At 63.7% G+C, this 20,923-nt stretch carries 21 protein-coding genes; 5 read left to right on the top strand and 16 right to left on the bottom strand.

Annotated elements, in window-relative coordinates; all coding sequences use genetic code 11:
* The first annotated feature begins 106 nt into the window (after window positions 1-106).
* On the top strand, window positions 107-1,069 hold the full coding sequence (locus BV82_RS20060) for an NAD(P)H-quinone oxidoreductase (protein ID WP_036996564.1): 963 nt from the start codon (window positions 107-109) through the stop codon (window positions 1,067-1,069).
* Window positions 1,070-1,149: 80 nt separating this feature from the next.
* On the opposite strand, the gene BV82_RS20055 is transcribed toward BV82_RS20060, so the two are convergent.
* The 6 genes from BV82_RS20055 to BV82_RS20030 form a co-directional block, all read right to left on the bottom strand.
* Window positions 1,150-1,803: an HAD family hydrolase gene (locus BV82_RS20055; RefSeq protein ID WP_036996563.1), complete on the bottom strand. Its 654-nt coding sequence runs from the start codon at window positions 1,801-1,803 to the stop codon at window positions 1,150-1,152.
* Between the two features lie 25 nt (window positions 1,804-1,828).
* Window positions 1,829-2,818, bottom strand: coding sequence for an ABC transporter ATP-binding protein (locus tag BV82_RS20050; RefSeq protein WP_010224205.1), 990 nt, complete (start codon window positions 2,816-2,818; stop codon window positions 1,829-1,831).
* A 1-nt stretch (window position 2,819) separates the two neighbouring features.
* Entirely contained in the window at window positions 2,820-3,617 is a 798-nt protein-coding gene (locus BV82_RS20045; RefSeq protein WP_010224204.1) for an ABC transporter permease, read from the bottom strand.
* Complete coding sequence (locus BV82_RS20040) at window positions 3,604-4,437, bottom strand: ABC transporter permease (RefSeq protein ID WP_162471133.1); 834 nt, start codon at window positions 4,435-4,437, stop codon at window positions 3,604-3,606. The genes BV82_RS20045 and BV82_RS20040 overlap by 14 nt, the downstream gene beginning before the upstream one ends.
* A 5-nt stretch (window positions 4,438-4,442) precedes the next feature.
* Window positions 4,443-5,249, bottom strand: a complete 807-nt coding sequence (locus BV82_RS20035) for an alkaline phosphatase family protein (RefSeq protein ID WP_010224202.1) — start codon at window positions 5,247-5,249, stop codon at window positions 4,443-4,445.
* A gap of 132 nt (window positions 5,250-5,381) precedes the next feature.
* The gene (locus BV82_RS20030) at window positions 5,382-6,446 is read right to left on the bottom strand and encodes an ABC transporter substrate-binding protein (RefSeq protein WP_010224201.1); all 1,065 of its coding nucleotides are present in this window, start codon (window positions 6,444-6,446) and stop codon (window positions 5,382-5,384) included.
* A 293-nt stretch (window positions 6,447-6,739) separates the two neighbouring features.
* On the opposite strand from BV82_RS20030, the gene phnR reads away from it, so the two are divergent.
* On the top strand, window positions 6,740-7,453 hold the full coding sequence (gene phnR / locus BV82_RS20025) for a phosphonate utilization transcriptional regulator PhnR (RefSeq protein WP_010224200.1): 714 nt from the start codon (window positions 6,740-6,742) through the stop codon (window positions 7,451-7,453).
* On the opposite strand, the gene BV82_RS20020 is transcribed toward phnR, so the two are convergent.
* The 7 genes from BV82_RS20020 to minC all read right to left on the bottom strand — a co-directional run bounded on the left by BV82_RS20020 (window position 7,450) and on the right by minC (window position 14,057).
* Complete coding sequence (locus BV82_RS20020) at window positions 7,450-9,609, bottom strand: mechanosensitive ion channel family protein (protein WP_010224198.1); 2,160 nt, start codon at window positions 9,607-9,609, stop codon at window positions 7,450-7,452. The two genes, phnR and BV82_RS20020, sit on opposite strands and share 4 nt — an antisense overlap.
* Window positions 9,610-9,657: 48 nt before the next feature.
* On the bottom strand, window positions 9,658-9,822 hold the full coding sequence (locus BV82_RS20015) for a hypothetical protein (RefSeq protein ID WP_010224196.1): 165 nt from the start codon (window positions 9,820-9,822) through the stop codon (window positions 9,658-9,660).
* A 162-nt stretch (window positions 9,823-9,984) separates the two neighbouring features.
* Window positions 9,985-11,274, bottom strand: coding sequence for a M18 family aminopeptidase (locus BV82_RS20010; RefSeq protein WP_010224194.1), 1,290 nt, complete (start codon window positions 11,272-11,274; stop codon window positions 9,985-9,987).
* Between the two features lie 121 nt (window positions 11,275-11,395).
* Window positions 11,396-12,031, bottom strand: coding sequence for an RluA family pseudouridine synthase (locus BV82_RS20005; RefSeq protein ID WP_036996562.1), 636 nt, complete (start codon window positions 12,029-12,031; stop codon window positions 11,396-11,398).
* Between the two features lie 108 nt (window positions 12,032-12,139).
* The gene (gene minE, locus BV82_RS20000; protein WP_010224188.1) at window positions 12,140-12,394 is read right to left on the bottom strand and encodes a cell division topological specificity factor MinE; all 255 of its coding nucleotides are present in this window, start codon (window positions 12,392-12,394) and stop codon (window positions 12,140-12,142) included.
* A gap of 3 nt (window positions 12,395-12,397) precedes the next feature.
* Window positions 12,398-13,210: a septum site-determining protein MinD gene (minD, locus tag BV82_RS19995; RefSeq protein WP_010224187.1), complete on the bottom strand. Its 813-nt coding sequence runs from the start codon at window positions 13,208-13,210 to the stop codon at window positions 12,398-12,400.
* Window positions 13,211-13,307: 97 nt separating this feature from the next.
* Window positions 13,308-14,057, bottom strand: a complete 750-nt coding sequence (gene minC / locus BV82_RS19990; RefSeq protein WP_010224186.1) for a septum site-determining protein MinC — start codon at window positions 14,055-14,057, stop codon at window positions 13,308-13,310.
* A gap of 121 nt (window positions 14,058-14,178) precedes the next feature.
* Between minC and BV82_RS19985 the strand changes: the two genes are divergently transcribed.
* Both BV82_RS19985 and BV82_RS19980 read left to right on the top strand, forming a co-directional pair.
* The gene (locus BV82_RS19985) at window positions 14,179-15,111 is read left to right on the top strand and encodes a lipid A biosynthesis lauroyl acyltransferase (protein WP_010224185.1); all 933 of its coding nucleotides are present in this window, start codon (window positions 14,179-14,181) and stop codon (window positions 15,109-15,111) included.
* A 103-nt stretch (window positions 15,112-15,214) separates the two neighbouring features.
* A complete protein-coding gene (locus tag BV82_RS19980; protein ID WP_010224184.1) occupies window positions 15,215-16,375 on the top strand; it encodes a patatin-like phospholipase family protein in 1,161 nt (386 codons plus the stop codon).
* Between the two features lie 6 nt (window positions 16,376-16,381).
* On the opposite strand, the gene BV82_RS19975 is transcribed toward BV82_RS19980, so the two are convergent.
* Window positions 16,382-17,140 (bottom strand): MlaA family lipoprotein, encoded by a 759-nt coding sequence (locus tag BV82_RS19975; RefSeq protein WP_302184141.1) that lies wholly within the window; start codon window positions 17,138-17,140, stop codon window positions 16,382-16,384.
* Window positions 17,141-17,177: 37 nt separating this feature from the next.
* A complete protein-coding gene (locus tag BV82_RS19970) occupies window positions 17,178-18,476 on the bottom strand; it encodes a hypothetical protein (protein ID WP_010224181.1) in 1,299 nt (432 codons plus the stop codon).
* 241 nt (window positions 18,477-18,717) lie between these two features.
* Between BV82_RS19970 and BV82_RS19965 the strand changes: the two genes are divergently transcribed.
* On the top strand, window positions 18,718-19,080 hold the full coding sequence (locus tag BV82_RS19965) for a hypothetical protein (protein ID WP_010224179.1): 363 nt from the start codon (window positions 18,718-18,720) through the stop codon (window positions 19,078-19,080).
* Between the two features lie 91 nt (window positions 19,081-19,171).
* Here BV82_RS19965 and BV82_RS19960 read toward each other — a convergent pair whose 3' ends face one another.
* A complete protein-coding gene (locus BV82_RS19960) occupies window positions 19,172-20,728 on the bottom strand; it encodes a glycoside hydrolase family 17 protein (RefSeq protein ID WP_036996560.1) in 1,557 nt (518 codons plus the stop codon).
* Window positions 20,729-20,923: the final 195 nt, after the last annotated feature.

Raw genomic sequence — 20,923 nt, 5'->3', positions numbered from 1 at the left:
TTAGGCCGTCTTTGAATTCGCCGGTTCCATGAAAACCGGACGCATAATGCAAAAAGCCCGGGGCTACAGCACCCGGGCTCAGTCATGACTCAACTATGGAGGCACTGTGAAGGCATTGCAAGGCGTTGACGGACATGTGGAGTGGGTTGCGACGACAAGTCCAGCTTGCGATATCGGTCAAGTACGAATTCGCGTGGCCGCAGCCGGCCTCAATCGCGCCGACCTGCTCCAGCGTGCCGGGCTCTACCCGCCACCGCCGGGGGCCAGCGAGTTTCTCGGCCTGGAATGCTCGGGGGTGATCAGCGAAGTGGGCGCAGGCTCCTCCTGGCAGGTCGGCGACCGGGTCTGTGCCTTGCTCGCCGGTGGCGGCATGGCCGAGGAAGTGGTGGTCGACGGCCGTCACGTGCTGCCGGTCCCCGAAGGCCTGAGCCTGCAGGAAGCGGCGGCGATCCCCGAGGTGTACGCCACCGCCTGGCTCAATGTGTTTCAACTGGCCGGGCTCACGCCGGGCGAGAAGGTCTTGCTGCATGCCGGTGCCAGTGGTGTCGGCTCGGCGGCGATCCAGTTGTGCAAGGCCTTTGGCAGCCCGTGCTGGGTCAGCGTCGGCTCGGCCGAGCGCCTGGCTTATTGCCAAGGGCTGGGTGCCAGCGGCGGCGTGGTGCGCAGTGAAGACCTCAACGCGCTGAACGATTTTGCCCCGTTCAACGTGATCCTCGACCCGGTCGGCGCCAACTATGCCGAGCTCAACCTCAAGCTGCTGGCACGGGACGGACGCTGGGTGATCATCGGCTTGATGGGCGGGCGCAAGGCCGAGCTGGACCTGGCGCAGTTGCTGGGCAAGCGCGTGCAGGTAATGGGTTCGACCCTGCGTACGCGGGACGATCAGTTCAAGGCTGACCTGCTCAGCGACCTCGGCCAGCAGGTGTGGCCGCTGTTCGGCGAAGGCCGGCTCAAGCCGCAACTGGCCAAGGCCTTCCCGGTCCAGGATGCAGAAGCGGCGTTTGCCGAGCTTGCCAGCAACCAGGTGTCGGGCAAGCTGGTGCTGGTGATCGACGAGAGTCTGGTGTAGGCCGCCAATCGCTGGCAAGCCCGCTCCCACAGGTCAGGTGTATGCAGTACCTGTGGGAGCTGGCTTGCCAGCGATGCCTTTCATTTCCAGGTATGAATCGGCCACTTGTTCTTCTCGGCATGCTCACGCAACACCGGGTCCGGATTGACCACATGCGGGTAATCCACCTTCAACAGCAACGGCAAGTCGTTGCGTGAATCCGAGTAGAAGCTCGCGCCCTCCAGGTTCTCTTCCTGCTCATCCAGCCATTCCAGCAAGCGGATGATCTTGCCTTCGCGGTAGGTCAGCACGCCAGTGGTCTTGCCGGTATAAACGCCGCGCTCAACCTCCAGCTCAATGCCGAGAATCTCATCGATGCCCAGGCGGTCGGCAATCGGCTTGACCAGGTGGGTGCCGGAGGCGGAGATCACCAGAATCCGGTCGCCGGCCTTGCGGTGGGCGGCAATGGTTTTGCTGGCGTCACTGAAGATGATCGGTTCGATGAAATCTTCCACCCAGGGTTCGACCAGGTGCTCGACCTCTTCCGGGGGGCGGCCAATCAATGGCTCGAGGCTGAAGGCCATGTAGTCCTCCATGGCCAGGTGACCCTTGCCATAGGCGTCCATCAGTGCCTTGTCACGGCGCAAAAAGGATTCGCCATCGACCCAGCCAAGGCGGACCATCTGCTCGCTCCACAGCGACGCGCAGTCACCGTGGATCAGGGTTTCGTCCAGATCGAAAATCGCTAGTGCCATATTCAGAGCAACTCCTGTGCAACCCTCAGGCGACTTCGCAGAGGGCGGTGGGATCGATCGACAAGGCTACCCGCTGGCCATCCGGATGCAGGTCGGCGGACGAGCGGTTGAGCACATCGACCAGCAATTCTACCCCGCGCGCTTCGACACGGTAGCGGATCACGTTGCCAAGCAGGCTATGGCTGCGCACCCGCCCCTCCAGCTCGCCTTCCAGGCCCAGGGCGATGGCCTCCGGGCGGATCGCCAGGCGGCTGCTCACCGGGCGTTGCAGCAGGCGGCTGGCGCTGTCGGCGTCGAGCAGGTTGTAGTTGCCGATGAAGCCGGCGGCAAACACGTCCACCGGTGCGGTATAGAGGGTTTCGGCATCGCCGCTCTGGACGATGCGGCCCTGGTTCATGAGGAAGATGCGGTCGGACAGGGTCAACGCTTCTTCCTGGTCATGGGTGACGAAGATGGTGGTCAGGCCCAGCTCGCGCTGGATGGCGCGGATCTGCTCGCGCAGGTGTTTGCGAATGCGCGCGTCCAGCGCCGACAGCGGCTCGTCGAGCAGCAGCAGGCGCGGGCGGGTGACCAGCGAGCGGGCCAGGGCCACGCGCTGGCACTGGCCGCCGGACAGCTGGTGCGGGTAGCGGCGGGCAAAGTCCTGCAGCTCGACCAGGTGCAGCACTTCGCGGACCCGCGCCTGGCTGTCGTCGCTGTTGACCTTCTGCATGCGCAGGCCGAAGGCGACGTTCTGCTCGACGGTCATGTTGGGGAACAGCGCGTAGCTCTGGAACACCATGCCGATCCCGCGCTTTTGCGGGCTTAGCGGCACCAGGTCGTTGCCATCGAGCAAGATCCGCCCGCTGTCTACGGCGGTCAGCCCGGCGATGCAGCGCAGCAGGGTGGATTTGCCGCAACCGGAAGGGCCGAGCAGGGTGACGAATTCGCCGCGTTCGATCTGGCAGTTGATGTCGTTGAACACCGTGCTGCCGGCATAGCTTTTTTGCAGGTTCTGTACGCTGACAAAGCTCATATCAGGACTTGTCCTTGTTCAGGCGGTTGGCTGCCCAGGTCAGCACCAGCACGAAGAGGAAATAGGAAATCACCAGGGCACTGTTGAAGTGGCCGCTGCTGTTGCGCATGTTGTTGAGGTACACCTGCAGGGTCTCGTAGCGGGTGCCGACCAGCAGGTTGGCGAACACGAACTCGCCGAACAGGAACGAGAACGACAGCAGCAGGGCCACCATCAGGCCCTTGCGCAGGTTCGGCAGCACCACCAGGAAGGCGGCCTGGAAGGTGCTGGCGCCGAGCAACTGGGCAGCGTCCATCAGGTCGCGCAGGTTGATCGCCTGCAGGTTGTTGGTAATCGCCCGGTACATGAACGGCAGGGCCACGGTGAAGTAGCAGCCGATCAGGATCCACGGCGTGCCGACCATGGCCATCGGCCCCGAGCCGTAGAGCTGCAGCAGGCCCACCGACGACACCACCGGCGGCACCGCGAAGGGCAGCAGGATGAGGATGTTCATCAGCGCATCGAGCCGCGGGAAGTGGTAATGCACCACGAACAACAGCGGCAGTATCAGCAGCACCGACAGCAGCAGCGCGCCGACACAGACCAGCAGCGACTGGCCGAAGGCTGCGAGAAAACGCGGGTCGCTCCACAGCGCCAGGTACCACTTGAAGGTCAGGCCGCTGGGCAACAGGCTTGCCGACCAGCTGGTGGCCAGCGAGTAGAGCAGGGTGCCGGCCAGTGGCAGCAGGAGGATGATGAACAGCAGGTAGACCACCAGGCGGTGGTACAGCGACGAGGTGCCCGGTTCAGCGCGCGACATGGTAGCTCCGCTTCAACAGCCATTGATGGACGAAGGTCACCAGGGTCATCAGCCCGACCAGGATGACCGCCAGGGCGCTGGCCAGGTTCGGGTCCAGCGAGATGTCGCCGGCTACCAGCGCGGCGATGCGGATTGGCAGCACGTTGAAGTTGCCGGTGGTCAGCGCATAGACCGTGGCGTAGGCGCCCAGGGCGTTGGCCAGGAGGATCACGAAGGTGCCCAGCAGGGCCGGTGTGAGCACCGGCAGACCGATGTGCCGCCAGTATTGCCAGGCGCCGGCACCGAGCAGCTCGGCCGATTCACGCCAGTCCTCGCGCAGGGCGTCGAAAGCCGGGTAGAGCAGCAGCACGCCAAGGGGGATCTGGAAGTAGGTGTAGAGGATGATCAACCCGCTCTTGGAATAGAGGTTGAAGTCTTCGATGATCCCGGCCTGCTTGAGCAGCATGGTCAGCGCGCCGTTGAAGCCGAGCAGGATGATGAAGGCGAACGCCAGCGGCACGCCGGCGAAGTTGCTGGTCATGTTGGCAAAGGCGTTGACGAAGTCGCGCAGGCGCGAATCGACCCGGCGCAACGAGTAGCTGCCGAGGATGGCGATGAGGATGCCGAACAGGCTCGACCAGAAGCTGATCTGCAGGCTGTGCTGGATCGCCTGGCGGTAGAACTTCGAGTTGAACACCTTGCTGAAATTGTCCAGGCCCCAGCTTGATTCCACCTGCACGCTGTGGAGCATTACCCAGGCCAGCGGGGCGATCTGGAAGATGATGAAAAACACCGCGAAAGGCGCCAGGCAGAGCAGTGCCAGCCATTTGCCGCGCTTGATCGAATTCACTTGAGCAGCTCCCGGCACACCGGTTTGTCGTGGGGCACGCCGAGCAGTTCGCAGAGGGTGCCGCACAGCTCGGTCTGCAGCGGCTTGGCGACCGGGTCGAGGCTGAACGCCTCGCCGAAGACGAACAGCGGTACTTCGCGTTCCTCGGCCAGCAGGCCGTTGTGCGAGCGGTCGTTGTTCATGCCGTGGTCGGCGGTGACCAGCACTTGATAGCCCTCTTCGAGCCAGGTGCGCAGGTAGTCGGCCAGAAGGATGTCGGCGCTGCGTGCGCTGTTGCGGTACTGGCTGCTGTCCAGGCCGTGGCGATGCCCGGCGTCGTCGATGTTCATCGGGTGCACCAGGAGGAAGTTCGGTGCATGACGGCGGCGCAGGTATTCGGCGTCGGCGAACAGGTGCGAATCGGGGTAGTGGTCGGCGTAGTAGAACAGCCCGTGCTGGATCGGCAGCTTGGGCGCGTGGGTGTGGCGGTCGCGCAGCGGGTCGAAGGGCGAGCGGTTGTACAGCTCGCTCATCCAGTGATAGGCCGCCGCTGCCGTGCCCAGGCCGGCTTCGCGGGCGTAGTGGAACACGCTGCGCTGGTTGGACAGGCGGTTGACGTTGTTGTGGACGATGCCGCTGTCGATGGGCGCGACACCGGTGAGGATGCATTCGTACAGCGGGCGCGACAACGACGGTAGCTCGCACTCGACCCGGTACAGCGCTGCGCGGTCAGCTTCGACATAGGCATGCAGATGGCCCATGGCGTGGTGTGCGACCTGATGGTTGAGGCCATCGAGCAGGACCAGGATGACGTTGTGGTTCATAGGGACTCCGAAATTGTGGCTGACCTCATCGCTGGCAAGCCAGCTCCCACAGGCACTGCATACACCGGACCTTGTGGGAGCTGGCTTGCCAGCGATCGGGGCGGCAGGGGCTGCCTGACGCCCCCAAAGGGTTCACTCCATCTCGATGATCACTTGCTCCTGCCACAGCTGTGGCAGCTTCTTGGAGGTCGCTTCCCACGCCGGCGCATCCTTGATCGGCTGCACCGCCTTGTACTGCTCGTTGGGCAGCAGCTTGGCCTGTACCTCCGCCGGCAGTTTCAGGTGCTCGGCACGGATCGGCCGGGCGTGGCCTTCAGCCAGGTTGATCTGCCCGGCATCGCTGAAGATGTACTCGCGGGTCAGCTTGGCGGCGTTGGGGTTTTTCGCGTACTTGTTGATGATCGTGGTGTAGCCGGAGATCACCGAGCCGTCAGACGGGATCAGCACCTCGAAGCGTTTCGGGTCGATCTGCTGGCGGTAGCTCAGGCCGTTGAAGTCCCAGACCACACCGACTTCGATCTCGCCCTTCTCCAGGGTCTGGATGGTCGGGTTGGCCAGCGACAGGCGCTTTTGCTGGGCCAGCTTGGTGAACAGCTGCAGGCCCGGTTCGATGTTCTTCTCGTCGCCCTTGTAGGCAATGGCGGCGGCCAGTACGCCGTTGGCGGCCTGGGCGGCGGTACCGACGTCACCGATGGCGACTTTGTACTTGCCTTTTTCCAGGTCATGCCAGGTTTTCGGCATGTCTTGTTCCTTCACCAACTGCTTGTTGATGATGAAGGCGATGGTGCCGGTGTAGGCCAGGGCCCAGTGGCCGTCTTTATCCTTGGCCCAATCCGGGATCTGCGCCCAGGTGCTTGGCTTGTACGGCTGGGTCACGCCCTTGGTCACGGCGATCGGGCCGAAGGCGGCGCCAACGTCACCGATGTCGGCACTGGCGTTGTCTTTTTCAGCCTCGAACTTGGCCACTTCCTGGGCCGAGCTCATGTCGGTGTCGATGTGCTTGAGGCCGTATTTTTTCGCCAGGTCGTCCCAGGTGCCTTTCCAGTTGGCCCAGGCATCGGGCATGCCTACGCTATTGACCACGCCTTCCTTGCGGGCAGCGTCCTCGAGGGCCTTGAGGTCGGTGTCGGCGGCCATGGCCGTGGTGCACAGAGCAATGCTCGAGCCTAACAGTGACGCCAGAAAAAACTGTTTCATCCGAAGCTCCTTGATGGGGTGCCTTGCAAAACGCGAATGGTGTTGTTGGACGTTGTTGCGGTTCGGTTGGTCTAGGTCAGCAATACCTGAGCCAAGGTAGGCCTGTTGCATGACAATTTGATGTCCAGGCGTGCTGCCGGCCAGGGCTTGGGGCCCTGAAAATCAAGCGTAGACCACCCTGGCTGTCATCTGGCATTCATCTGCAGTGCCTAGGCTTGCACTATTCTCATAGCCCTGAAGGCGCCAAAAGTGGGCGCTGCCGGTGCTGGACTAGTCCAGATAGGTAACCTTTGATGCAGCCACTGCCACCGCGAGCAGTAACAGCCATCTGTCATGCCCTGCAGGAGCAGATCGAGCATGGCCTCCTGTCGCCCGGCTGCAAGCTGCCGGCCGAACGCAAGCTCAGCGAGGTGTTCGACACCACGCGCATCACCCTGCGGGAAGCGCTGGTGCAACTGGAGGCGCGCGGCTTGATTTACCGCGAGGAGCGGCGCGGCTGGTTTGTCGCGCCCGAGCGGCTGACCTACGACCTGATCGAGCGCAGCCATTTTCACGCCATGGTCCGCGACCAGGGCCGCGAAGCGCGCACCGAGCTGTTGTCGGCGCGCCTGCAACCGGCGGCGGCAGCGGTGTGCGCACGGTTGCAACTGGCGCCGCTGTCGAGTGTGATTCAGATCTGCCGGTTACGCCGGATAGATGGCCGTGCGGTGTTGTATGCCGAGCACTACCTGAACCCCGACTACTTCCCGGGGATTCTTGAACACGACCTGAGCCAGTCGCTGACCGAGCTTTATGCGCGTCGCTATGGCATCGAATACGGCCGGGTGCGTTTCGAGATTTTGCCCACCGCCTTGCCGGTGGCGGCGGCCACCGCGCTCAAGGTCTCGGCCGGCAGCCCCGGCCTGCACATCACCCGGGTCAACAGCGACCAGCACGGGCGGCTGATCGACTGTGACCTTGAGTACTGGCGCCATGACGCGATCCGCATCAAGGCCGAAGCCGGTTAGGCCTTGGTGGGGGTTTCGCTGAACGGGGTGCTGGCGTCGGCGGTGATCACCTGCACGCTCAAGCGCGGGGTGGCCAGGTCCAGGCCAGCTTCGTCGAGCTGACGCTTGAGCGCCAGGTTGAAGGCCCGCGACACTTCCCACTGCTTGATCGGCGCGGTCTTGAAGCGGGCACGCAGGATTGCCGAACCCGACTCGAAGCTCTCCACGCCTTGCAGCTCCAGCGGCGACCAGATGTTGCGGCGCATCAGCGGATCGTTGCGCATCTTCTGCCCCACATCGCGGATCAGGGTAATGGCCTGGTCGATGTTCATGCTGTGCGGGATGGCCACGCGGAAGATCGCGTAGCCGAACTCGCGGGAGTAGTTCTTGATGCTTTTGATTTCGCTGAACGGGATGGTGTGGACGATACCGTCGATGTCGCGCAGGCGCACGGTGCGGATGGTCAGACCTTCGACCGTGCCCAGGTGGCCGCCGACATCGACATAGTCGTCGATGGCCAGGGAGTCTTCGATGATGATGAACAGCCCGGTGATCAGGTCGGCAACCAGCGATTGCGCACCAAAACCGATGGCCAGGCCGATGACACCGGCACCAGCCAGCAACGGGGTGACGTTCATGCCCATGTTGGCCAGGGCGACGATCACCGCAATGATGAAAATCGCCACGAACAGCACGTTGCGGATCAGCGGCATCATGGTTTGTGCGCGGGCGTTGGCCAGGCCCTTGCGCGAGCGGGTCAGGGCGTGGTGCACGGCGGTGTCGGAGAGAATCCAGACCAGCCAGGCGGCGATCAAGGTGCCGGCCAGGCCGAACAGGCGCACCGCCACTTCATGGCCTTCGCCTTCGGCAAAGCCGATCAGCGAGAAGCCCCAGACGCGCAGGCCAAGTTCGATGAACACCAGCCAGATGCTCAGGTGCACCAGGGTGTAGCCGAAGCTTTTCAGGCGCTCCGAGTACACCGCCTGGCGGCGGTTGGCCCGTTGCGGCTTGAGTGCGTGGCGGCGGACCAGGCCGTTGATGACCATGCACAGGATCACCAGCACCGTGCACATCAGCGACTGGCGCAGGGCGGTGCTGGTGTCGCCAGCGGAAATAAAGGTGGCGAACAGCGAAATCGCCACCAGCACCAGCGCTGGCAGGTACCAGAAAGTGCCGAGGATTTCGATGGTGTCGCTTAGCGCCCGGCGGGTCAGGCGCCGTGACAGCGGCTGGTTGCGGATCAGGTGGGCAATGGGCCGGCGAAAGCGCAGGATGAACAGCCCGGTGGACAACCCGGCGAGGATGTTGGCCAGGGTCGCCAGGGTGTGCGACAGGTGATCGCCCAGGGCACCGGCCATGCGCGGGTCGTTCATCGCCTCGCCGAAGGCGGCGAAGCTGCCAATCAGCCACAGCGGGCGGAAGGCCTGGTGGCGGAGGATGTGCAAGGCGCGGTGACGGTGCGGGCCGTCGAGCAGGGAGAAGGCGATGACGCAGATCGCCGAGAAGCAGGTGCCCACCACCAGCGCATAGGCCAGGACCATGGCCATCGACTTGCCCAGCGACGAGGGCAGGGCGAAGCTCAGGTACACGGTGATCACCAGCGCCACCAGCCAGGGCCCGAGCTTGCGCAGGGCAAAGCGCACCAGGTCCCAGGTGCGTGGATGTTGCGGCAGTTCTTCGGTGAGGCCAAAGCGCAGGCGCAGCTGGTGGCCGACCCAGTTCAGGGCGTAGGCCAGCAGGCTCCACAGGGCAATGATCGCGGCAAAGCCGAAGAGGATCGGCGGCCATTCGTGCCAGGGCACCAGGCGGGCGTCGAGCTCGATCTGCGCCAGCTCCAGTTCGCGGGTCCAGCGGTTGAACGGGCTGGCCTCGCCACTGAACTGTTTTTCCAGCTCGTTGAAGGTGCTGCCGATCAGGCCCAGCACGCCTTGCTCGGCACTGGGTTGCGCTTGCTTGGTACTGTCGCGCAGTTTTTTCAGGTCGGCCAGCAGCTTGCTGCGTTGCTGGTCGTTCTCCAGGGTCTTGATCACTTCGTCCAGCGACTGGCCCAGGGGCTCCGTGGCTTCGGGCTGGGCCTTGCTGCCGCCGCCGAGCAGGCCCGGCAGGCCGGCGGCGTGCGCTGGCGCTATGAAGAGCAAGGGCAGGAGCAGGAGAACAACGCGGAAAAAGGCAGGCACCGGACAATCAACCTCAAAACGATCAATCGCCCGAGTGTAGTGTATTTGTCAGTTGAGTTTCTCGAGGATCTTCCAGCACATGATGCCGATCATGCCCAGGGTACCGATCCACATCATCAGCACGCCGATATTGCGGTCGCGCAGGTTGAAGCCCACGGTCAGCAGGATCAGGCCGGCGATGACTGGAAGGAACAGGGATTGGAAGGCTGACATGCGGCAAGGTCCTTGTGCTTGAGAGTTATGCCTCAAGCATAGCGGGAATCGCCGGGGTGGGGGTTGATCGGGGTCAGGCTGGTGGGCCTCATCGCTGGCAAGCCCGCTCTCACCGGTTCGGCATGTGGGAGCTGGCTTGCCAGCGATGCAGGCGCCGCGCAGTTACGGCAGGTCGCGGCTGTGATAGAACGCCGTCAGCACCTTGACCAGATGCGCCAGGTCATGGCTGCCGCACAGTTCGCGGATCGAGTGCATGGCGAAGGTCGGCAGGCCGATGTCAACGGTGCGCACGCCCAGATGGCTGGCGGTGATCGGGCCGATGGTCGAGCCGCAACCCATGTCGCTGCGCACCACGAAGCTCTGCACCGGTACTTCCTCGGCCATGCACAGGTGGCGGAAGAAGCCGGCGGTTTCGCTGTTGGTGGCGTAACGCTGGTTGTTGTTGACCTTGATCACCGGGCCGGCATTGAGCTTGGGTCCGTGGTTGCCGTCGTGCTTCTCGGCGTAGTTGGGGTGCACGCCGTGGGCGTTATCGGCCGAGACCAGCAGCGAACGCTGGATCGTGCGGACAAAATCGTCACCGTCGGGCAGCAGGCGGCGCAGGGTCTGTTCGAGCATCGGGCCGTCGGCGCCACAGGCCGAGCAAGAGCCCACCTCTTCGTGGTCGTTACATACCAGCACGCAGGTTTCATCGCTGTCGGCAGTGAGCAGCGCCTGCAGGCCTGCATAGCAGGACAGCAGGTTGTCCAGGCGGGCACCGGCGATGAACTCGCCGTGCAGACCGACCAGGGCGGCGCTCTGGGTGTCGTAGAAACTCAGTTCGTAGTCCAGCACCACATCGGCGTTCAGGCCGTGCTCGCGGGCCAGTTGGTCGGTGAGCAGGGCGCGAAAATCCACGCGCTCGTCACCGGCGACCTGGGCCAGGATCGGCGGCAGTTCGGTCTGCGGGTTGATTGCCCAGCCTTCGTTGGCGGTACGGTTGAGGTGGATCGCCAGGTTCGGGATCACCGCGATCGGCAGCTTGAAGTCGACCAGCTGGCTTTCGACCTTGCCATCACGGCGGAAGGTCACCCGCCCGGCCAGCGACAGGTCGCGGTCGAACCACGGCGCGAGCAGGGCGCCGCCATAGACTTCTACGCCCAGTTGCCAGAAGCCCTGGCGTTGCAGCTCGGGCTGCGGCTTGACCCGCAGGCACGGGCTGTCGGTGTGGGCGCCGACCAGGCGGATACCGTCGAGCAGCGGCGAGTGACGGCCGAGCTTGAAGGCGATGATCGAGGAATCGTTGCGGGTAACGTAGTAGCGACCGCCGGCCACGGTGGCCCAGCTGTCGCGCTCGTCCAGGCGCTGGTAACCGGCGGCATCGAGGCGCTGGGCCAGGGCGGCGGTGGCATGGAACGGCGTAGGGGAAGCCTTGAGGAAGTCGATCAGGCCTTGATTCAGTGCATCGCGCATAGGTCACTCCAGACAGCAGTGGCGGCATTTTAGCGGGTGAGCTGCAAGCTGCAAGCTGCAAGAGGCGGCGCAACTCGATGCAGAGTGACTGCTTGAAGCTTGAAGCTTGCCGCTGGCGCCGTCAGAACGGCGCCGGACACTCGAAGCGCAGCCGCTCCCCGGAAACCGGATGGGTAAAGCTCAGCATGCTCGCGTGCAGGCACAACCGCTCGTGGGCCGCCAGCGCCTCGGGGCAGGCATACAGGCGATCGCCCAGCAGCGGGTGACCGATCGACAGCATGTGCACGCGCAACTGGTGCGAGCGCCCGGTGATCGGCGTCAGCTCGACCCGGCAATGATCGCCACAGCGCTCGACGATACGCCAGAACGTCAGGGCATGCTTGCCTTGCTCATGGTCGACCACGTGGCGCGGCTTGGTCGGCGGGTCGTAGCGCAGCGGCAGGTCGATGCTGCCGCTGTCCAGCTCCGGTTGGCCCCAGCACAAGGCGGTATAGGCTTTTTCGGTTTCACGGTCGTGAAACTGGCGGGACAGTTCGCGGTGACTGTCGGCGTCGCGGGCCAGCAGGATGATCCCCGAGGTTTCCCAGTCCAGGCGATGGACGATCAGGGCATTGGGGTAGCCGTTTTCCTGCAGGCGGGTGATCAGGCAATCCTTGTTGTCTTCGGCCCGGCCCGGCACGGACAGCAGCAGGGTCGGCTTGTTGACCACCAGGATGGCGTCATCTTCATGCAGGATGTGAACGTTGGACAGCGGCATTGCGTGTTCCAAAATAGTTGTGGGAGCGGGCTTGTCCCGCGATGCGATATGACTGACAGATCGCTATCGCGGGGCAAGCCCGCTCCCACAGGGTGCTCGAAAACGCTATCAGCGATCGGGCAGGGTGATGTTGAGTTCCAGGATCGAGCAGCTGCCCTGGTTTTCCAGAGCGACCTGCACATCATCGGAGCCGATGTTGACGTACTTGCGGATCACTTCCACCAGTTCCTTCTGCAGGGCTGGCAGGTAGTCCGGAGTACTGCGCTGACCGCGCTCGTGCGCCACGATGATCTGTAGACGCTCTTTCGCGACCGAGGCGGTGCTTACTTTTTTGCTGGCACGAAAGAAGTCAAAAAGGTTCATTGGTTAGTTGCCTCCAAACAGGCGCTCGAAGAATCCCTTCTTCTTCACATCAAGGAACCGATGTTCCACGTTTTTGCCCAGCAGGCGGTCAACGGTATCGCTATAGGCCTGGCCAGCATCGCTCTGGTCGTCAAGGATCACCGGCACGCCCTGGTTGGATGCCTTGAGCACCGCCTGGGATTCCGGAATCACGCCCAGCAGGGTCACCGAAAGGATTTCCTTGACGTCTTCGACGCCGAGCATTTCGCCCTGGCTGACGCGCTCGGGGTGGTAGCGGGTGATCAGCAGGTGTTCCCTGATCGGGTCTTCGTTGCGTTCGGCGCGGCGCGATTTGCTCGCCAGCAGGCCCAGCATACGGTCCGAGTCACGTACCGAGGAGACTTCCGGGTTGGTCACGACGATCGCTTCGTCAGCGAAGTACATGGCCAGGTGGGCACCTTTCTCGATACCGGCCGGCGAGTCGCAGACCACGTATTCGAAGTCCTCTTTGAGCTGCATCAGGACTTTTTCCACGCCTTCCTGGGTCAGCGCGTCCTTGTCGCGGGTCTGGCTTGCGGCCAGCACGTAGAGGTTTTCAAGGCGCTTGTCCTTGATCAGTGCTTGCTGCAGGTTGGCTTCGCCGTTGACCACGTTGACGAAGTCGTATACCACGCGGCGTTCGCAGCCCATGATCAGGTCGAGGTTACGCAGGCCGACGTCGAAGTCGACAATGACAGTCTTGTGGCCGCGCAATGCGAGGCCGGTACCAATAGCGGCGCTGGTGGTGGTCTTACCCACACCACCCTTGCCGGATGTAACCACGAGAATCTTGGCCAAGGTGTTTCACCCCTAAAGAAAAGGACGTCGAGTCCCAAAAAATACAAAAAACGGCAACATCAAAAAAAGTTGCGCAGAAAATGGCGGCAAGTATCCGTTAAAGACGGGTGATGTTCAACACGTCACCGGACAGGCTGACCTGCACCCCTGCCCCCCACAGCGGATCGCGGCGCAGGTCTTCGGAGACCTTGTATTGCCCGGCGATCGAGACCATCTCGGCGGTCAACTGCTGGCAGAAGATCCGCGCCCGGGTGTTGCCCTTGATCCCGGCCAGTGCCCGCCCACGCATTGCACCGTACACATGGATGTTGCCATCGGCGAGAAGTTCCGCCCCCGGGCTGACCGACGACACCACCACCAGGTCGCCGCCCTGGGCGTAGATCTGCTGGCCGCCGCGTACCGGCGTGGTGATGATCTTGGTCGGGCGGATGCTCGGTTCCGGCGGTGGCGGCGGGGCCGGGGCCGGCTCGGGCTTCTTCACTTCCGGCTCTGGCTCCAGCGGCCGCTCACGGGCGCCGGACGGTGGCAGCACCGGCAGGTCGATGGCGATCGCTGCGGCGATGTCTTCGATTCGGCTGGCACGGATGGCCAGGGTGCGCAGGCCGTGATGGCGGCAGACGCGCATCAGCCCGGGCAGGTCGACTGCGCCTTCGCCGGCCGGGAGCTTGTCCAGGGCCAGCACCAGCGGGGTGTTGCTGAAGAAATTCGGCGCCTGGGCCACCTTGGCCGCCAACTGCCGGTCGAGGCCTTCGAGGTTGTTCCGGGCAAGCTCGAGCACGGTAATGGCGAGCATGCTGCCCTTGAGCTGGAACACGGGGTCTTGGTCTGGCGTTTGGGTTTGGCTCATGGTCTGCATTAGGGCGGCTTGTTACGAAAAAGTGCCCAGACTTATAACGAGAACACCGGTTGGCCGCAACCCGTGCCGAACCGTTGTAGAATGCCCGGCCCTTGTCTTTCCGGAATCTTTAATGGATCGCCCGCGTTTTCGTCGTTACTTTCTGCACCCGCGCTTCTGGCCGCTGTGGCTGGGCCTGGGCCTGCTGTGGCTGATCGTGCAGCTGCCATACCGGGTATTGCTGGTGATCGGCCGTGCCCTGGGGGCGCTGATGTACCGGGTGGCCGGCGAGCGCCGCTACATTGCGGCGCGTAATCTGGAGCTGTGTTTCCCCGAGCTACCGTCCGTCGAACGGCAGCGTCTGCTCAAGGAAAATTTCGCTTCCACCGGCATCGCCTTCTTCGAAATGGCCATGAGCTGGTGGTGGCCAAAGGCCCGGTTGGCGCGCCTGGCGCACATCGAGGGGCTTGAGCACCTGCAGGCCGCCCAGCGTGATGGTCAGGGTGCCATCCTCATGGCCCTGCACTTCACCACCCTGGAGATCGGCGCTGCACTACTGGGCCAGGAGCACACCATCGACGGCATGTACCGCGAACACGGCAACCCGGTGTTTGATTTCATCCAGCGCCGTGGCCGCGAGCGGCACAACCTTGATTCGCTGGCGGTGGAGCGTGAGGACGTGCGCGGCATGCTCAAGCTGCTGCGCGCCGGGCGCGCCATCTGGTACGCACCGGACCAGGACTACGGCGCCAAGCAGAGCCTGTTCGTGCCGCTGTTCGGCATCGAGGCGGCGACCGTCACCGCGACGACCAAGTTTGCCCGGCTGGGCAAGGCGCGGGTGATTCCCTTCACCCAGCAGCGCCTGGCCGATGGCAGCGGTTACAAGCTGGTGATCCATCCGCCGCTCGCAGACTTCCCTGGCGAGACCGAAGAGGTCGATTGCCTGCGCATCAATCAATGGATCGAAGCGGCCCTGCGTGAATGCCCGGAGCAGTACCTGTGGGCGCATCGGCGCTTCAAGTCGCGCCCGCCAGGGGCGCCGAAACTCTACGAAAAACGGCGTTGAGGCTATCGCTGGCAAGCCAGCTCCCACAGGGTCGAGCCAGCCCTGAAGCTGTGGGAGCCGGCCTTGCCGGCGATAGGGGCGACACAATTGGCGGGAGGAACCCATGGCAGCAAAACCGATCACCGGCTTGATCCTCTCCGGCGGCGGCGCCCGCGCCGCCTACCAGGTCGGTGTGCTGGCCGGCATCGCCGACCTGTTGCCGCCGGGTGCGGCCAATCCCTTTCCGGTGATCGTCGGTACCTCGGCCGGCGCCATCAATGCCGTGACCCTGGCCAGCGGCGCGATCCACTTTGCCGACGCCATCCGCCGCCTGACCAGCTTCTGGCAGGGCTTTCGCAGCCATCAGGTGCTGCGCAGCGACTGGCCCGGAGTGATCCGCCAGGCCAGCCGTTTCGTTTGCCACAACCTGCTCGGCCTCGGCACGCCAGTGCCGGTGGCGCTGCTCGACAGCTCCCCCTTGCGCAAGCTGCTCAACCAGCACCTGGACATGAACGGCATCGACCAGGCCATCGAGCGACAGCACCTGCATGCCGTGGCGGTAACCGCCTTCGGTTATGAGTCCGGTCAGGCGGTGACCTTCTACCAGGGCAGAGGTGCTATCGATCCCTGGCTGCGCCACCGGCGGATCGGCCTGCCGACCCGCCTGAGCGTCGAACACTTGCTGGCAAGTTCGGCGATCCCGTTGCTGTTCGCGCCGATCAAGCTTGGCGAGGAGTTCTTCGGCGATGGCGCGGTGCGCCAGTCGGCGCCGATCAGCCCGGCGCTGCACCTGGGCGCCAGCCGGGTGCTGGTGGTCGGGGTCAGCGGCAACCCGCAGCGGCCCACGGCAGGCGACCTGCAACCGCGCATCTTCAGTGGCCAGCAACCGAGCCTGGCACAGATTGGCGGGCACATGCTCAACAGTACGTTCATTGACAGCCTGGAAGACGATATCGAGTTGCTGCAGCGGCTCAATCACCTCAGCCACCTGATGCCGGAACACCTGGAGCGCCGGCGTTTGGGCCTGGCGCCGGTCGAGGTACTGGTGGTTGCGCCCAGCCAGCCCCTGGATGAGATCGCCGCCCGCCACCGGCGTGAATTGCCTGCCGCCTTGCGCCTGTTCCTGCGTGGTCCGGGGGCGACCAAAACCAGCGGGGCGGGGGTACTCAGCTACCTGTTGTTCGAAGCCGGCTACTGCAGCGAACTGATCGAACTCGGGCGCCGTGACGCCTTGGCCAAGCGCCGCGAACTGTGCGCGTTTCTTGGTCTGCCGCCGCTCAGCTGAAGCCGCTTACTCGGCGATCTGCAACTTGCGCGCTTCGGTGTAGACGTAGCGCACCTTCTCGTACTCGAACGGCGAGTTCAGCTGGCCATAACGGAAACTGGTGGTGTAGCGCTTGTCGATGGCGCGCAAGGCCAAGACTTCCGGGTGGTTGCTGCTGACCTCGGCGACATTGAGAAAGTTGATCCAGTTCTCGGCGCTGTAGTCCACCACCAGGCCACCGGTATCGCGCAGGTTCGAGGGGCCGAGGATTGGCAGCATCAGGTATGGGCCGTCTGGCACACCGTAGAAGCCCAGGGTCTGGCCGAAGTCCTCGCTCTGGTGCGGCAGGCCCATCTTGCTGGCCGGGTCCCACAGGCCGGCGACGCCGATGGTGGTGTTGAGCAGCAACCGCGCGGTGATTTCCATCGAGCGCTTGCCCTTGAACTGCAGCAGGCTGTTGAACAGGTTCGGCACATCGCCAACGTTGCTGAAGAAGTTGCTTACGCCACTGCGCACGAAATGCGGGGTGATGTAGCGGTAGCCATTGACCACCGGCAGAAATACCCATTGGTCGAAGCGGTAGTTGAAGTGATAGATGCGCCGGTTCATCGATTCCAGCGGGTCGTAGACGGTCAGCGCCGCCAGGGTCGAGCGTTCGAATTCGCGCTGGTCCAGGCCCGGGTTGAATTTCAGTGCCTTGAGCGGCTCGGTGAAACCATCGCTATCGACGTTATTGGCTTCGATGACGCTGGCGCGCGGCGCGGTTTCTTCAACCGCCTCGGCCATGCCACAGGCCAGCAGCGCGCTAATGATCAATAGGCGTTTAACCACGGAAGAACTCCAGCATGTCGTCGCTGTTGACGCGGTAATTGAGGTTGCCGCAATGGCCGCCATGAGGGTACAGGGTCAAGCGCTCGCCAAAGGCGCTACGCAGGAACCCCAGGTCGCCAGGGCCAAGGATGACGTCGTCGGCGTTATGCATCACGGCGATTTTCGGGCTTTGCTGCAGGTAGTCCTTGAGTGCATAGAGGCTGACCTGGTCGACCAGTTGCAGCAGGCTGCCGCCGTCGGTGCGGGCGCGCCACATGGGGATTACCTGCTCGGTCAGGTAGCAGTCGAAGTCGCATTGCAGGGCCCGCTTGAAGAACGGGGTGAGGCTGCTGCCTTCGGTGATCGGGTACTTGGGCGGGATGATCAGGCCGCGGCGGTTGATCAGGTCGGAGGTAAAGGCGATATCGGCCGCCGAGAAGCGGAACGAGGTCCCGATGACCATCGCCATCTGCTCATTGGACAGGTGCTGGCGTGACTGCTGGAAGTCGTAGAGCAGGGCATCGTTGAGGTCGATGTAGCCCTTCTGCTGGAAATAGCGGGTCAGCTTGTTGAGCACCAGCTCATAGAACGTCGTGCTGTTGTTGACCCCCTTGACCTCGGTCTGCACCAGCTTGTCGAGGTTGCTGATCGAGGTGTAGAGGTTGACCGGCGGGTTTAACAGCAGCACGCGCTTGAAGTTGAAGCTGCGCCGGGTCTCGTCCAGGTGGCTGACGAATGCGGCGTCCAGGGCGCCGAGGCTGTAACCGCTGAGGTAGTACTCGCTGACCGGCAGCCGCGGGTGCTGGGCGCGCACGCCCTGCATCACCCGGTACAGGTCTTCGGCATCCTCCTTGGTCACCCCGGGGGTGGCATAGCGCGAGGCGGCGGTGATGAAGTCGAAGCTGGTCGGCGACGACAGCTGCACCACGTGATAGCCAGCTTTGTAATAGAGCTTCTTCAGGTATTCGTTGATGCTGCTGGAGTAGGGCGCGCCGGTGCCGGCGATCAGAAACATCAGCGGCGCTTCGTGGTCCTGGCGGGCCAGGCGGTACTTGAGCTTTTTGACCGGCCAGAAGTTGTCCGGCAGGGTGAAGGCCCGCTCCGGACGCAGGTTCAGGCTGTAGTCGGACTGGGTGATGTCGTCGTCGCTGGGCAGTTCCGGGCGCAGCTCCGGAGGCGTCGTGGCGATGGTCGCCTCGAACGGGTTGGTCAACGGGTAGCCGTAACTGGCGGCGTCGATGGTTTGTGCCCAAGCGCACGCACTCGAGATAAGGCCGCCCAACAGGGCAGCGAGGCGCAGAGAACGAAGCATGACGGATCCCCAAAAATGCAGCGGCAAAGTGCGTTACGCAGGCTAGGACCATGATGGCCCTGGCAAAGTTGCCTGGCGCTCCGGCATTTATCGTCCCAGATGTTGCCGATGCCCGTTGAGGATACGCAACATTTGGTTCCACTTATCTACAGGACAAAGTAGTTGAGGCTGGCGCTTTTGCCTTGCATAGACGCCTCGGACGATTATGCTGGGCGCCGATTTCACGTTTCTGGAGTGTCGCATGTCCCGTCGTTTACCGCTGATCGCTTTGCTGGTGTTCCTGCCTTTGTGGCTGGCGGCAAGCTATGGGCTGCGCTATGTGCTGATGGAGGACGCCCACTGGCTCGCCACCTGCGCCGATCAGGCACAATTGTGGGGCTGCCAGGCGCGCTCGGTCATGGGGTTGATGATTCACTTCAGGCTGCTGGCCTGGTCGGCCCTGGGCCTGGCGCTGCTGGCCACGCTGGTGCCTGGGCGCGCAGGTTGGCGCCTGGGGGTGGCGGCGCTGGTGTGCGGGATTCCGGCGCTGGTGTTGTATACCGCGAGCATTGCGGTGTTCGCGGTGGTGCTGGCGGGGTTGCGCCTGGTGCGGCGCTCCAGCTGACATTGCGGCGCTGCCATCGCTGGCAAGCCAGCGCCCACAGGGTCTGTTGTGGGAGCTGGCTTGCCAGCGATGGGGTGCGAAGCAGCCCCGGTTACTGCTGAAGCCGAACCCTCAGGCTGCGCCACAACGCCGCCACCATCAGTACGCTCACCCCGGCCCAGACCAGCGCTTGCTGGTTGCTCAGCCCTTCAAGGAACAACTGCGGGGCAATGCCGCCGCCAACGATCAACGCCAGCAAGGCTGCTTCGGCCCGGCGTGCCGGTACCGGCCGCAACAGGTACACGACCGCTGGCAACAACAGTGCCGGGCTCGGGAAACTGCGATAGCGCGGGTCGAACACCAGCGCCAGCATACTCACCGCCGCCGCAAAACCTGCCGCCAGCAACCACCCTCCGGCACGTGCTTCAAGCCAGGCGAAGGCGCGCCCACGCCAACCCTGACGCTGCGACAACGCCAGCGCGCCATGGGCCAGTACCAGCAGGTTGAGGCCCGCCAGCAGGAGCGCCCAGATCCACTCTCCGGCAAATCGGCTATTGATTCGCACCATTTCGCCCCACAGGCCCAGGCTGGCGGCGCCCAGTGCCGCCAGCAACGGCACCAGCAAGGCCGCGCGGGTACCGCGCACACGCCCGGCCAGCAGCAGGGTGGTGGCGAACAGCGCAACACCGACGCCCAGCCACTGCGGCCAGAACGCCAGGTTGCTCACCGGCCCTTCAAGGATGCCCTTGTCCTGGCGATCGGCGTCATACAGGCCCCAATAACCGCCTACGGCGCCTTCGCTGGCACGTTTCCACGGTTGGTCGAAGGCTTCGATCAGGTTGTACTTCCAGCCCTGCTGTTCGGCCATGGCCACGAAGCCACGGATGAAACGCGCTTCGTTGACCCGGCTGGGCAGGGCGGTTTCGCGCTGGCGGCCTTCGCTCGGCCAGCCGGTTTCGCCAATGACGATGTCCTTGGGCGCGAAGCGGTTGCCGAACACCTGGCGAATCTCGCCAACGTGCACCAGGGCATCGTCGATGCTCTTGGGATCATCTTCCCAGTAGGGCAGCAGGTGGATGGTCAGGAAGTCCACCGTCGGGGCGATCTCGGGGTGTTGCAGCCAGAACTCCCAGACATCGGCGTAGGTCACCGGCACGCTGACCTGGCTTTTCACCTGGTTGATCAGCGCCGCCAGTTGCGGGCCGGTGACCTCCTTGCGCAGCAGGGTTTCGTTACCGACGATCACCGCCTTGACCACATCCGGGTTGGCATTGGCCGAGGCGATCAGGGCCTTGACCTCCTTTTGCGAATCCACCGGGTTGGCGTTGATCCAGGCGCCGAGCATCACCTTCAGGCCATGCTTGCGGGCCAGGTCCGGGATCGCCTCAAGCCCGGTCATCGAATAGGTACGGATGCACTCGAAGCGCTGCGCCAGCAAGGCCAGGTCCGCGTCCATGCGCGCCGGGCGCAGCTGGAACGGCTGGTCGAAGGGTGATTGGTCCTTGTCGAATGGCGTGTAGGAGGCGCACTGCAGCTTGTGTGAAGCGCTGGCCGCATCCGGCAGTACCACCGGTTTGCCCAGGCCGTACCACAGGCCCCCCAGGGCAAACAGGCCCAGTAGGCAGGCGAACAGGTAGGGTAAAAGCGGGAAGCGCGCAGTCGAGGACATGGATCGGACCGTCTGGGAACAAAGCCGGCAATAGTACCTGCAAATGGCTCAGGCCAAAGCCTTGGGCGGCAAAGTTAGCCGCGGTGGATGTTGCTTGGTGTAACGATCCACGTTGCTGGCGATGTGATGTCGTTTCTCGTTGCCTTGAGGTCGTTACCAGAGCAGGTCAGCAACCATGCGCGGTTGATGATGCAG

Source organism: Pseudomonas donghuensis, from assembly GCF_000696345.2.
GTDB lineage: Bacteria > Pseudomonadota > Gammaproteobacteria > Pseudomonadales > Pseudomonadaceae > Aquipseudomonas > Aquipseudomonas donghuensis.
This window is presented reverse-complemented; position numbering and strand designations above follow the sequence as displayed.